This is a genomic window from Halomonas citrativorans (assembly GCF_900163645.1).
Classification (GTDB): domain Bacteria; phylum Pseudomonadota; class Gammaproteobacteria; order Pseudomonadales; family Halomonadaceae; genus Vreelandella; species Vreelandella citrativorans.
The window spans coordinates 251,448-264,335 of the sequence record NZ_FUKM01000046.1; the positions used below are offsets into that span (position 1 = coordinate 251,448).

The window sequence follows — 12,888 nt, forward strand, 5'->3', positions numbered from 1 at the left end:
GCGGCAGTCGCCTTAACGATTGCTGGTGCTATCCACCAATGCCATCTCTTCACTGGTAAGCAGCTTATCGATATCGACAAGTACCAGCATGCGGTCATCCAGGCTGCCAAGACCGCTCAGGAAATCAGAAGACAGGGTGACACCAAATTCAGGCGCCGGTTTAATTTGCTCAGGGTTTAACGTCATGACGTCAGAAACGCCGTCGACCACGATACCCACGACGCGATCGGCAACGTTAACCACAATCACCACGGTCTGGCCGCCGTACTCCACGTTTTCAAGATGGAATTTGATACGCAGATCGACAATCGGCACAATCACGCCGCGCAGATTGGTAACCCCTTTAATAAAGTCAGGCGCATTAGCAATACGCGTTACATTTTCGTAACCGCGAATCTCCTGTACCTTCAAAATATCAATGGCGTACTCTTCTTCGCCTAATGAAAATACTAAAAACTCACGGTTTTCAGCTTCATCCGCGGCGAGAACCGCCTCATTATTTGCTTGACTCATGACGGCTCAGCCTCCTTATAAAAAGAGATAGGTTGATTATTAATCACTTTGCTCGCTTCTTTCTTGACCCTGCTCAAGCGATGCAGTCCTGTGATATCCAAAATTAGCGCTACGCTGCCATCCCCCAGGATGGTTGCCGCCGAAATCCCCGGCACCTTGCGGTAATTGTCTTCAAGGTTTTTCACCACTACCTGCTGCTGCCCAACCAGTTCATCAACCAGCATGGCATAACGGCGTCCTTCGCCCTGCACGATGACCGCGATACTCTGGGTAGGATCCGTAATGGCGTTTTCCACATCCAGAACTTCATGAATCGCAATAACAGGCAAATACTCGTCGCGTACCTTTAAGACAACGTCGTCTCCGGCCATCGCGTACATCTCGCCCTTGGTTGGCTGTAACGATTCAAGCACGGTAGAAAGCGGCAGAATAAACGTCTCCCCACCGACCTTAATCGACATGCCATCCAGTATCGCAAGCGTTAACGGCAGCACTATCCGCGTGTTGGTGCCTTCGCCTTTTTTGGACTGGATCTCAACACGACCGCCCATTCCCTGAATATTACGTTTAACCACATCCATGCCCACACCACGTCCGGAGACATCGGTCACGGCCTCAGCGGTTGAAAAGCCTGGCGCAAAAATAAGTTGGTAAACGTCTTCGTCGCTCATGGTGTCAGAGACGCTAAGGCCATTTTCACGTGCCTTGGCTAGCAGTCGCTCACGATCCATTCCGGCGCCATCATCGCGCACCTCAATCAGGATGTTACCGCCCTGATGGCGAGCAGAAAGTACGAGCTTGCCAATACGGGGCTTGCCAAGCGCTTCGCGCTTATCCGGCATTTCAATGCCGTGATCAAGGCTATTACGCACCAGGTGAGTTAAGGGATCGGTAATCCGCTCAACCAAACTCTTATCAAGCTCCGTGGACTTACCCTCGGTCACAAGCTCTATCTCTTTACCCAGCTTGCCCGCGGTATCGCGTACAACACGCGGAAAACGGCTAAACACGAATTCCATGGGAATCATGCGGATCGACATGACCGCTTCTTGCAAGTCTCGGGCATTACGCTGCAAAAGGCTCATGCCATTTTGAAGCGAGCTGTTGCCCACCGACTGATCGTCCAAATCGCTAACCGTTTGATCAAGCATCGATTGGGTAATGATTAGCTCGCCCACCAGATTGATAATCTGGTCGACTTTATCCACCGAAACGCGAATGGAAGAGGACTCGGCGGCCGCCTTTTTCGACTTAGCACTGCTATCGGGCGTCTTTTTGGCCTCTGCAGGTGGGCGCGCAGCTTCTGGTGCAGGCGTTGTAGGCTCCGGTGTTACTGGAGCAGGAGCAGGCGGCGGCGTGCTTTTAGCCTCCTCTTGTGCAGTTGCAGGGGCACCACTCGCTACACGAATCTCAATCTGCTCTGGTTCAATGATGAAACACATGACGGCTTCAATATCGTCAGCGCTGACATCGCCACTCAGTATGACTTCGTAACATTTCTCATCGCCAGACTGCGACTGAACATCGCCCAGCTGCTCAAGCTCTTCAACCAGCAACGTACGCTCTTTTTCAACCACATTAAGCAGGGCGACAATCAGCTGGTTTTGACCGACTGAGGCTTTCGCTGGTTCTTCAGCCTGGACGACCGGTGCCGCTGCCTCCACCGGCGCATCCAATGTTTGACCAATTTCTTCCAGGGCTATCTGCTGTAATACTTGGCAAATTCTTTCGTACGCCTCTTGATTGGGCGCTTCCTCGTTGCGATAGGCATCGAGTTGCTCATGCATGATGTCTTTAGCCTCTAAAAAGGTATCCACGAGCTCGGCACGCAGTACAAGCTCCCCTTTACGTGCATGATCCAGCAGATTTTCGAGTATATGCGTTGTCTTTTGTAGCACGCTAAAGCCGAAGGTACCTGCTCCACCTTTGATCGAGTGCGCCGCGCGGAAAATAGCGTTTAGCTGCTCAATGTCGGGATTATCGACATTAAGCTCCAGCAAGTGCTGCTCCATATCAGCAAGCAACTCTTCAGCCTCTTCAAAAAAGGTGTCAAAAAAATCCGCTATATCCATGCACCACTCCACTCTAACGTCATATTTTTGTCACAAGCCAACGCTAATCCGACGCATTTGTCGGCAGGGGCTCTTGCGTTAAGTCTTCGACCAGGTCATCCGCAGAAGCAGGCAGCGTGGCATCAGAACTCATCGTTCCCGGGTTGCGAATCGCCTCTGCGATTTCGGGTAGCAAGACGACAAGTTCAATACGGCGATTAACCGGATCTCGAGGATCCGTATCGGGTAACACGACACGGTTAGCAAAGCCTGATACGCGCAGCAGTTGATCAGGGTCAAGCCCCCCGGTCACCAGCTCGCGGCGCGAGGCATTGGCACGATCATTAGAGAGCTCCCAGTTGCTATAGCCCCGATATCCTCCGGCATAGGGCACGTTATCGGTATGTCCACTAATACTAAGATCGTTAGGCAATTCGTTAAGCAACGGCGCAATCGTGCGCAGTAAATTGCGCATATACGGGGCCACCTGATCACTGCCCAACTCAAACATTGGGCGTTGCTCGGTATCCAGCAGTTGGATACGAAGCCCTTCACGGGTTAAATCAAAGCGCATTTGCCTGCGTAGCTGACGCAGCTCGGGGTCTGCCTCAATTGCGCGTTCGATGCGCTCCTGTAGATCGGTAAAGAAACGTCGCTCCTGCATGCTTGGCCGGGTCTGCTGCATGGTATCGATGCGCGCTCTTTCACCATCACTGTGTGTCGGGTCTGGGCCACCGCCAGGGATAACTCTGGTACTGCCTGATTGATCACCACCAGTGATCGCCGTCACCAGAGGCGTACTGAAATATTCTGCCACGCCGCGCCGCGTTTCTTCACTGGAGACACTTAAAATCCACATTACCAGGAACAGCGCCATCAGTGCGGTCATGAAATCCGCTAGAGCAATTTTCCAGGCGCCGCCGTGATGCGCATGCACCACCTTTTTACGCCGGATGATAATCGGGCGCTTTTCACCGCCCTTACTCATGCAGTACCGCTCTTCTTGGCATTTTTCACATACTCTTCAAGCTCGAAAAAAGTTGGACGCTCGGCGGTATACAGCGCTTTACGGCCAAACTCAACGGCCAGCTGAGGTGCGTAGCCGTGCAAACTTGCCAATAATGTTATCCGAATGCATTGCATCATCTTTTCTGCTTCCTGGGCTTGCCGACCGGCGAAGCTGGCAATGGGGTTAATAAAGCCGTAACCCAACAAAATACCCAGGAAGGTTCCCACCAGCGCGTGGGCAATCATTTCACCCATCTGTTGCGCAGTGGCATCCGCATAGGTCAATGCCTTGATGACCCCCATTACTGCCGCCACGATGCCGAAGGCGGGCATGGCATCGCCCACTTTTGCAATCGCATCGACGGGGACATGAGCCTCTTGTTCAAATACTTCGATTTCGTGCAGCATCAGCTCATCAATTTCCATAGGCTCCATGCCGCCACTCACCATCAAGCGCAGGTAGTCCGTCAAGAACGTCATGACATGCGGATCAGCTAATACAGCAGGATGTTCTTGAAAAAGGGGACTTTCTTGAGGGTTATCAATATCTCGCTCTATGCCCAGCATTCCTTCACGGCGGATTTTTGACAATAGCTTGTACTGCATTGCCATCACTTCCATGTAAAATACTTTGTTATATTTTTTTGCTCCCCTGAGCCTGGGCAGTAGCTTGAAGGTGGCTTTAATCGCTTTGATGTTGTTGGCAGCGATAAATGAGCCAACACCAGCACCGCCGATAATGACTAGCTCAAGTGGTTGGTACATAGGGCCTAGACTGCCACCTGCCAGCACATAGCCACCAAATACACATAACAAAACGACTACATAGCCTAAAAGTATCAGCACAAGCAGGGTCCTTGCGGTGTTTCAGTATTAAGTAGGGAACCAAAACTTAGCCATCTGTTCAGATGGTTGAGTGGCGTTCCGGCTCAAGTACAAATTAGCTTTATCATACCAGGGCTAATGTACAGTCTAATTAAAAAGTAACGCCGCCTTTTAACGCTATCTATTCGTTAAAGGCGCATTTGATAATTCTTTTACCCTTCACTGATGCCGTGGCTATCTTCCTTGGCTTGCTGCGCCTTACGGGTTTTGCCTGCCCGCGATGGCGGCTGACAAATACCACAGATATAGTCGTGAGACGGACTATGAGCATGAGCCACAAACTGCCCACCACAGCGCGTGCAACGGCTAAACTCAAGCAGGTCGCTTTCAAAAAAGCGCACTAACGTCCAGGCACGCGTCAAACCCAATACGGGCTCGGCGCCCTCCAACATCATCTGCTCATTGTAAAGTCGATAGGCTTTTACAAACGCCTCGATCCTCTCGCAGCAGGTGTCTCGCAGCAGGCTGGCGTAGATATTGTAAAAAAGCGATGAATGAACATTGGGCAGCCAGGTAATAAACCAATCGGTCGAAAACGGCAGCATGCCCTTAGGCGGCGACATTCCACAGACTTCTTTATAAAGCTTGATCAGTCGCGTACGGCTTAATTCGGTTTCCGTTTCCAGCACCTGCAAGCGTGCGCCTAGCTCAATCAGCTCAATTGCCAGCTGCACTTGGTGCATTTCATCCACCAGGCTTTTCTGGGTCACCCCTTATCTCCTGATAATGACTCAAATGTATCGCCAGCTAACAGTAGCGAAGCGTGTAGACCAGCGAGCCCCTGATCGCGCGGATTCTCAGTGATCTGACGTAGCCGCTGAGCACTCGGCTGACTGAATCGACATATCAGCTGGTTAGTACGCGCCAATTTCGTCAATTGGCGAGCACTCAGCGAAGACAGCAGTTCAGCAACGTCATTATCTATTTTTAAACGAAATAGTGCTGTTTCGCGGTCTTCACTTAACAGGCGCTGCGCGAGAAGCAAATAGGCTAAATTAATTTCTTCAATTTCATCGAGATAGTTGGTGTGACTCATAGTGTTCCATCAAATGACACAGGCGCTATCTTGTAACCGTTATGCGGACGCCTTGATGACTTTTCTGCCCCTTCGCCATGGTTGCACACTATCTATATATTGGCTACTTGGCTCAATCATGGCGTTTTAGGCCCTCGTCTGACAGCTCAAATACCCACACCAGCAGCTCTGCCACTACTTGATAGAGGCGCGGGGGTATCTCTGCGTCTAAATCCAGCTGCATTAAAAGTGCTACGATCTCAGGTGCATCATGCACATAAATCCCTTGCCGGTGGGCTTCCGCCATAATGCGCTCGGCAAGCTCGCCATATCCCTTTGCGACAACACGTGGTGCGCGTTCGCTTTCCTGGTAAGCAAGCGCAACCGCCTGGCGGTTACGCTCATTCGGCACGGACATCACTACTCTCCAGCGGTATATACCGCGCACGCACCTGCACTTTGTCCAAATCCAGCGCATTCAAACGCTGCTCTAAAGTAGGGATACCTTGCTCAAGATACTGATGCGTGGCTTTATCGGCCGTTGTTAAATCAATACTTAACACCGCTCGATAAAACCACAATGAGACGCTAAAGGCTCCTAAATTAGGCACATCCAACTGCATCTCAGAGCGCCACCCATCCTCCTCCTTATTATCACCCTCACCGCCCCCATTTTTTTCTTGAGCAGGCAGATGGATCACAAGTGCCATAAAAATGCCTGCCCAAACGTCACCCTCCCAACGAACCACAGGCATGACCAGCATGTCCAACTGCTGACGTACGATACTTTGCAAACTTTCATGGACCACTTCACGGTGCCCACGACTGCTGAGAGCTTCCATGCCGCGCTCATAGGCCATGGCATCGCGCGTCAACCTGGCATTATCCTCCATACTGGGCGGCGCACTTTGCGTAAAAGCTGCTGTATTCGGCATTGGGGCTGCACGCGTGGCGGCAGTCTGATCGTTGGATACATACTGCAAAGCGCTGCCGGGCACTATTGCTTTGGTCAAAGGCGACTCGGAAAAAGACGCCTTTAATAAAAACGGCACATTAGGCGATAACGGCTCGGCGGGCTGTAACGGCGCATGGAGCTGCAGCGGTACACTTGGCAGTGATGCACTAGGCTGTAGCGCAGCGCCTGAGGGCAGTGCGAGTGGGCGAGGGCCGGGCTGCATTTGCGGCTCTCGTAGCAGTTGCTGACGTGCCATATCGCCTTGAAACCAACGCTTTAAATGGGACTCATAAAACAGCCCGCTATCGCGTATGCTGGACTCCAAACGTTCCGCAACAACCGTCGCCGCTGGCGCCTCTTGCGCAGCCAACAAGGGCGCGGGTGGCCGAATGACGGCAGGTGGCGCAGGGAAGCGCAGTAACACATCCGCAATACTGCGCGCTGCTGGACTGAAATGGGTCTGTGTTGACCCCGGCGGCGCACCCTGCGTATCACCTCGCGCCAATAGCCTGTCACCGTTAAGTGACCCCGGCGCGCGCTTTAAATCATTCAGCAATGCCGGTTCAGTACGTCCATCAAGGCGTGAATCGCCCTGTAGAGCGCGCGGCCCCTCACCAGGAGGAATCGGCTTAACAGGTTCGCTCAGCGCATGCTTTAACGACACCTCCCCCTGTCGACCCAGCACTTGATGCATAAGCGTATCAATCAACGGTGTGATACCACTCACTTGGCCGCTTCTCCATCGTCAGAGCCCAAGGCACTAAAAGAAGCGCCCTGCTGGGGTGCGTAGGCACGATGAAGATCTCGCTGACGCTGAGAAACACCAATTAGCTTGCCTAACTCATCTCGCCTTGCCATCAAGCGACGCCGAATTTCCACATCATATTCTAAAATGCGCTCAAGTAACTCTGCCTTACGCTGCTTGGCGGGATCATCCAGCACCACCACGCTATCGAGCTTGCGCACCTCCTCGACCAGCAAGACATAATGGGTGCGCTGCTCAATCAGTTCTACCCACTGCTCGGCGCTGACCAGCTCATGCATTTGAGTAACATGAACCAGCAGCCCCTCATACGCATCTAACAGTACGTGCGGTGCGTGATCGTGGGCATTTATGGAAGCTGCCATGAGGGCCTCATACGCTTTGCTGTTGTCCAATTTCACGCCATGCAGAGGCAATATTTTCAAGCAGTTGCTCCGCTTGGTTTAAGCTTTCCTCGTCATTTCGCAAATTGGCGGTGAGTAATAAGCGAGCGATGTAGTCATAAAGTGACGCCAATCGCTCAGCAATATCGCCACCTTTTTCTTGGTCAAGGGCGGCGCCAAGGCCGTTATTGATAATATCCAACGCTTTGGATATTGCTTTGCCTTTCTCACTCGTGTTGCCGCTTTGCATGTGGATACGCGCAGCACGAATAGATGTTTGCGCTCCCTCAAACAACAAGACAATAAGCCTATGCGGATCAGCTGACATCACGCCACTTTCGACACCAACGCGCGCATAAGCGTTAGCACCTCTTCCGTAGGCAGCACTGCCGCGAGAGTATGTCACTAGCTTGAACTCCTAATTGATACCGGTTACTGGTCAGACAACACGGTAACCGCCGCCCGCCTTTTCTCATTTAATACGAGCACACCATGCTCATCTATAAAATGATATCGGCGCAATGGCGCCAGACTTTAATGGCGCAGCCAACTTTCTTTGCAACAAAAAGAATACCTGACCAACCCATTATAAAGTTTGTGGCGTATCAGCCGATAATAGTAAGGAGGCTCAGCTATAGAGGCAGGGCTGATGCTTTATCCAAACCGACTTATCCATGGGTTGTTACTACTGAATCGCTACTATTTAGCCCTTATCTTTACAAGGAACGGCTGTCATGACATCACCGCTAACGGATACCATAACAACACTATCAGCCACACCAACACCCCGCCTAACGCCGCAACAACGCCTGGACAGCACGCTTGCCCAGCTGTCAATGACAGACAATAGCGGCGCTCAAACTGGCTCAGGAGCTGCCTCAGGAACTACCGCCGTAACAAAAGGCGAGCTGATTGAACCCATCCAGCGCATTAACGCGGCAATGCAAGCGCATGGAATAGAGTTCGATGTTAGCGATGAGTCATCACGCATTGTGACACGCGTTATTGACCGGGAGTCTGGGGATGTCATTCGCCAAATCCCTTCAGAAGAAGTGCTGGCGATTGCTGAGCGTCTGGAAGAAATGCAAGGACGCCTTATTTCACTAGAGGTATAAAGGCTCGGCAAAGCTTTCTTCAAACAAGCGCCAGCTAACGCAACACTTACTTATTTCTGGCGCCTTGTTTGAAGTAAGCTTCAAGCCACTACACTTGCATATTCATTACGTCGCGATACGCAGTCACCACACGGTTACGCACCTGGAGCCCCATCTGGAAGGCAACGCTCGCTTTTTGCATATCCACCATAACGTCGTTTAGCTCAACGTTCGGCTCTCCTGCCTGAAACGCCATGGCTTTTGCATCAGCCGCTTTTTGAAGACGATTAATACGCTGAATTGATGCCTGCAGCTCGCTACCAAAACCGCCCTGCCCTACTGCCGTCGAGACATGCTCACCTTTTAACGGTTGCGCTGCCGCTTGCGTCGCGAGCCCTTGCATTTGTTGAAGCGCTGCTTGTATTGCCGGCGTACTCATACATAAGCCTCATCAGCTTTAAATAAAGTAATGGGCAAAGCCTAACACTGCTGTCGCTGCGCTCATACGTACAATTGCGCACTAAAAGCCAAGCTTTTCGTTCATTTATGCTCGACACACCTCGGGATAATGGCGCCCATCACAATTCCGCCTTTTCCTCCAGGCGGATAACCGCGATTGACGGATATAGCCTATGCCTTCTTTGGTGATGCGCCTGGGCCGGCATCTGTTTTGCTTACCCCTTTGGAGGGATGCATGAGTGAAACCGGTGCAACGGCAGGCCGTCAAAACAGCACGACACAAAGCACTCTCCGCAATGGTCCAACAGACAGCGATGTAAAAAGCAGTCCTATGGTTGAGCGCCTGTTAAAACAGTTACGTGGTAGCCCGCTGGTAGTGCTGCTAATTGCAGGAGCAGCCTCTATTGCTCTTGTCGCCGCACTGTTCATGTGGGCAAGCAGCCCCGAGTACCGCGTTTTATACAGCAATCTTACCGAGGCGGATGGTGGTCAAATTATTGCAGAGCTTGATAGCCGCTCCGTGCCCTATCAGTTTAGCCAAGGCGGCCAAGCTCTGCTGGTACCAAGTGATCAGATATATACACTGAGGTTGCAGCTTGCCGAGCAAGGGCTGCCTCGGGGCGGCAATCTCGGCCTTGAGTTAATGGATACCCAGGCGTTTGGTATTAGTCAGTTTGCTGAACAGGTTAATTACCAGCGCGGCCTGGAGGGTGAGCTGGCCCGCTCAATTGAGTCGCTAGGGCCTGTTGAGCGGGCTCGCGTTCACCTTTCGCTGGCCAAGCCATCCGTGTTTATTCGTGACCGCGAACCGGCCAAGGCCTCCGTTATATTGACGCTGCTACCCGGCCGCGTGCTGGGCGAGGGGCAGGTAAGCGCCATTATCCATATGGTATCCAGCAGTGTTCCCGAGCTTGCCGCAGAGGATGTCACGGTTGTTGATCAAAATGGCCGCCTTCTGTCAGCTAATTCCTCGAAAGGTAATGATCTTGACGGCTCCCAGCTTGAGTATATCGCGGAAGTAGAGCGCTCTTATCAGCAGCGCATCGAGCATATTCTTACGCCTATCCTGGGCCAGGCCAATGTGCGCGCTCAGGTCGCCGCACAAATCGACTTCTCAAGCCGAGAACAAACCTCCGAGCGCTATGGCCCGAACCAGCCGCCCAATGAAGCGGCCGTACGCAGCCGCCAGTTGAGCCTCTCCTTTGACGGTGACGACCCCTTGGCAAGCGGCATTCCTGGGGCACTCAGCAATACGCCGCCCGGCACAGCCCCTTCTCCCATTAACCAGCCAGAAGGTGCAGAGGGTGACGAGGAAGAAGCTGATGACGTTCCGCCTGAAGCACTGCGTAGTCTGCGTCAGGAAGATGTGGTCAATTATGAAGTCGACCGCAGCGTTGAGCATGTACAGCATCGGCTGGGGCAAATTCAGCGGCTTTCTGCGGCCGTCGTAGTTAATTACCGCGACACCGTTAATGCCGAAGGTGAACTTGAGCGCGTCGCGCTAACGGACATTGAGGTTGCCCAAATCGAGCGCCTGGTACGCCAGGCAATGGGCTTCTCTGAAGTGCGCGGGGATCAAATTGAAGTGGTGAATTCACCCTTTGCCGATACCCGCGAGGATGCGGCTGAAACCGATTGGTGGAAAGACCCCGGCACACTCGCGATTGCCAGCACCCTGGGGCGCTATCTGTTTGTCGCGCTTGCTGCCTTATTGCTTTATCTACTTATTTTACGTCCCTTGATCAAGCGTTATACGCAGACACCCGCTGTGGCGCCGGTCCTTCCAGGACAAACGCTTGCGACCAGCGTGGGTGGCGATGTGGAAGACGAGGCTGGGGCTGAGGGTGAAGCGCTTGATGAGGAAGGCAACACCTATAGCAATAAGCCCAAGCGAAACCGCAAAACGTCGCTATACGAACACAATCTTAATGACCTGCGTGACATGGCACAGGATGACCCACGCATGATCGCCATGATTATTCGCAGCTGGATGAATGCCAATGAGTAGCGAACTAGCCGACATGAGCGGCGCTCGCAAAAGCGCCATTCTTCTGCTCGCTCTTGATGAAGACAGCGCGGCAGAGGTGTTCAAGTACCTAAGCGCCAGCGAAGTACAAGATATCAGTATGGAAATGGCGCGCCTAAATCAAGTATCCCACGAGGATATGAAGGCCGTACTTGAAGCGTTCCACAAAGAGACAGAAGAGTTTGTCGCGCTCAATCTTAACTCCAGCGAACATATCCGTTCTGTGCTCACCAAGGCATTGGGTAGCGAACGCGCGACCAGCCTGATTGAAGATATCATGGAGACAACCGGCGGCAACTCAGGTATTGATGCGCTCAACCTGATGGAAGCCACCATGGTTGCAGAGCTGATCCGCGATGAGCATCCGCAGATTATCGCGACGGTTCTGGTTCACCTTGACCGCCATCAAGCGGCAGATATTCTTGAGCACTTTGAAGAAAAACTGCGTAACGATGTCGTCTTGCGGATCGCCACGTTTAGCGGTGTTCAGCCCGCCGCACTGCAGGAACTCACCGAAGTGCTCACCAGCATGCTGGATGGTCAGAACCTTAAGCGCAGCAAGATGGGCGGCGTGAGAACCGCAGCCGAAATCCTCAACCTGATGAACTCTTCTCAGGAAGAGACAGCCATCGAAACCGTTCGCGCGCACAACGAAGACCTGGCTCAAAAGATTATCGACGAAATGTTTCTGTTCGAAAATCTGCTCGACCTGGACAACCGCGCTATCCAAATGGTGCTTCAGGAAGTCGAAACCAATTCGCTGGTGGTGGCGCTCAAAGGTGCACAGGATGCATTGGTCGACAAGTTCTTGCGCAACATGTCCCAGCGCGCCTCAGAGCTCGTTCGCGAAGACATGGAAGCACGCGGACCCATTCGTGTTTCACAAGTTGAAACGGAGCAAAAAGCCATTCTACAAGTGGTGCGCCGCTTAGCCGATTCAGGTGAGATCGTGCTGGCCGGAGGAGATGACGAATATGTCTAATTCGTCGTCTCCTGAGTTTGACCGTCATCGTAGCTGGCAACGCTGGCAAATGGATGAGCTTGTCCCGCAACACAAAGAGGCCAACCAGGCGCCTGCGGTGCCGTCTGCGCACCAGCGCAAAGTGCTGGCTGCACAAAAAGCAGCCGAACAGGCACATCAGCGCGAACAGCAGGAGCGCGAGGAGCTTTATGAACGTCTTCGCCAGGAGGCTGAAGAGGCGGGCTATCAGGCCGGGTTACAACAGGGTCATGAAGAAGGGTTAGCAAAAGGTCTGGAAGAGGGTCGCGCCCAGGCAAAAGAAGAGCTCCAGGAACAGATTCATCAAGCGGTTACGCCCTTGCATACGTTGGCTAAACAGTTTGCAGATGCCTTGGAGCGTATTGATGAAATCGTTGCTCACGATCTTGTGGCGCTGTCATTGGCGACAGGCAAGCAGTTAGCTGGGGAAGCCCTGCAAGAAACACCCGAACAAATTCTGAATATTGTCCGTGAGCTTCTACATACGGAGCCACCGCTGGTTGGGCAGCAGCGTCTGTGGCTAAACCCTGAAGACCATACTCTGGTAGAAACTCACCTAGGTAATGAGCTTAGCGCCGCTAACTGGAAATTACAGCCTGACGACCAGTTGGCGCGAGGTGGCTGTCGCGTCACCAGCGCTCAAGGTGAATTAGATGCCACCTTTGAAAGCCGCTGGCAGGCGATCCAGTCCCAGGCCCGTAAGCGTCATTTACCCCATACTACGTCTTCATAGGCG

The 12,888-nt window shown here is 52.6% G+C and carries 15 protein-coding genes; 4 read left to right on the plus strand and 11 right to left on the minus strand.

Going from position 1 to position 12,888, the window contains the following annotated elements:
• Positions 1–12 precede the first annotated feature (12 nt).
• The 10 genes from cheW to fliS form a co-directional block, all read right to left on the minus strand.
• A complete protein-coding gene (cheW, locus tag CZ787_RS10975) occupies positions 13–513 on the minus strand; it encodes a chemotaxis protein CheW (RefSeq protein ID WP_087109052.1) in 501 nt (166 codons plus the stop codon).
• The gene (gene cheA, locus CZ787_RS10980; RefSeq protein WP_087109054.1) at positions 510–2,585 is read right to left on the minus strand and encodes a chemotaxis protein CheA; all 2,076 of its coding nucleotides are present in this window, start codon (positions 2,583–2,585) and stop codon (positions 510–512) included. The genes cheW and cheA overlap by 4 nt, the downstream gene beginning before the upstream one ends.
• A 43-nt stretch (positions 2,586–2,628) precedes the next feature.
• Complete coding sequence (gene motB, locus CZ787_RS10985) at positions 2,629–3,552, minus strand: flagellar motor protein MotB (RefSeq protein WP_087109056.1); 924 nt, start codon at positions 3,550–3,552, stop codon at positions 2,629–2,631.
• A complete protein-coding gene (gene motA / locus CZ787_RS10990) occupies positions 3,549–4,418 on the minus strand; it encodes a flagellar motor stator protein MotA (protein WP_087109058.1) in 870 nt (289 codons plus the stop codon). Before motA ends, motB begins: the two co-directional genes overlap by 4 nt.
• Before the next feature lie 191 nt (positions 4,419–4,609).
• The gene (gene flhC / locus CZ787_RS10995) at positions 4,610–5,167 is read right to left on the minus strand and encodes a flagellar transcriptional regulator FlhC (protein WP_087109060.1); all 558 of its coding nucleotides are present in this window, start codon (positions 5,165–5,167) and stop codon (positions 4,610–4,612) included.
• Entirely contained in the window at positions 5,164–5,493 is a 330-nt protein-coding gene (gene flhD / locus CZ787_RS11000) for a flagellar transcriptional regulator FlhD (RefSeq protein WP_087109062.1), read from the minus strand. Before flhD ends, flhC begins: the two co-directional genes overlap by 4 nt.
• A gap of 112 nt (positions 5,494–5,605) precedes the next feature.
• Positions 5,606–5,890, minus strand: a complete 285-nt coding sequence (locus tag CZ787_RS11005) for an EscU/YscU/HrcU family type III secretion system export apparatus switch protein (RefSeq protein WP_087109063.1) — start codon at positions 5,888–5,890, stop codon at positions 5,606–5,608.
• On the minus strand, positions 5,874–7,154 hold the full coding sequence (locus tag CZ787_RS11010) for a flagellar hook-length control protein FliK (protein WP_087109064.1): 1,281 nt from the start codon (positions 7,152–7,154) through the stop codon (positions 5,874–5,876). Before CZ787_RS11010 ends, CZ787_RS11005 begins: the two co-directional genes overlap by 17 nt.
• Complete coding sequence (fliT, locus tag CZ787_RS11015) at positions 7,151–7,555, minus strand: flagellar protein FliT (protein ID WP_087109066.1); 405 nt, start codon at positions 7,553–7,555, stop codon at positions 7,151–7,153. Before fliT ends, CZ787_RS11010 begins: the two co-directional genes overlap by 4 nt.
• Before the next feature lie 7 nt (positions 7,556–7,562).
• Positions 7,563–7,979 carry a flagellar export chaperone FliS gene (gene fliS, locus CZ787_RS11020; RefSeq protein ID WP_087109068.1) on the minus strand — a complete coding sequence of 139 codons (417 nt, stop codon included), beginning with the start codon at positions 7,977–7,979 and terminating at the stop codon, positions 7,563–7,565.
• 328 nt (positions 7,980–8,307) lie between these two features.
• Between fliS and CZ787_RS11030 the strand changes: the two genes are divergently transcribed.
• Positions 8,308–8,688, plus strand: coding sequence for a flagellar protein FlaG (locus tag CZ787_RS11030; protein ID WP_087109073.1), 381 nt, complete (start codon positions 8,308–8,310; stop codon positions 8,686–8,688).
• Positions 8,689–8,776: 88 nt separating this feature from the next.
• Here CZ787_RS11030 and fliE read toward each other — a convergent pair whose 3' ends face one another.
• A complete protein-coding gene (fliE, locus tag CZ787_RS11035) occupies positions 8,777–9,106 on the minus strand; it encodes a flagellar hook-basal body complex protein FliE (RefSeq protein WP_087109075.1) in 330 nt (109 codons plus the stop codon).
• 255 nt (positions 9,107–9,361) lie between these two features.
• Between fliE and fliF the strand changes: the two genes are divergently transcribed.
• The 3 genes from fliF to fliH are packed head-to-tail and all read left to right on the plus strand — an operon-like array spanning position 9,362 to position 12,885.
• Entirely contained in the window at positions 9,362–11,134 is a 1,773-nt protein-coding gene (fliF, locus tag CZ787_RS11040; RefSeq protein ID WP_087109077.1) for a flagellar basal-body MS-ring/collar protein FliF, read from the plus strand.
• Complete coding sequence (gene fliG / locus CZ787_RS11045; RefSeq protein ID WP_087109079.1) at positions 11,127–12,134, plus strand: flagellar motor switch protein FliG; 1,008 nt, start codon at positions 11,127–11,129, stop codon at positions 12,132–12,134. Before fliF ends, fliG begins: the two co-directional genes overlap by 8 nt.
• On the plus strand, positions 12,127–12,885 hold the full coding sequence (gene fliH, locus CZ787_RS11050; protein ID WP_087109081.1) for a flagellar assembly protein FliH: 759 nt from the start codon (positions 12,127–12,129) through the stop codon (positions 12,883–12,885). Before fliG ends, fliH begins: the two co-directional genes overlap by 8 nt.
• Positions 12,886–12,888: the final 3 nt, after the last annotated feature.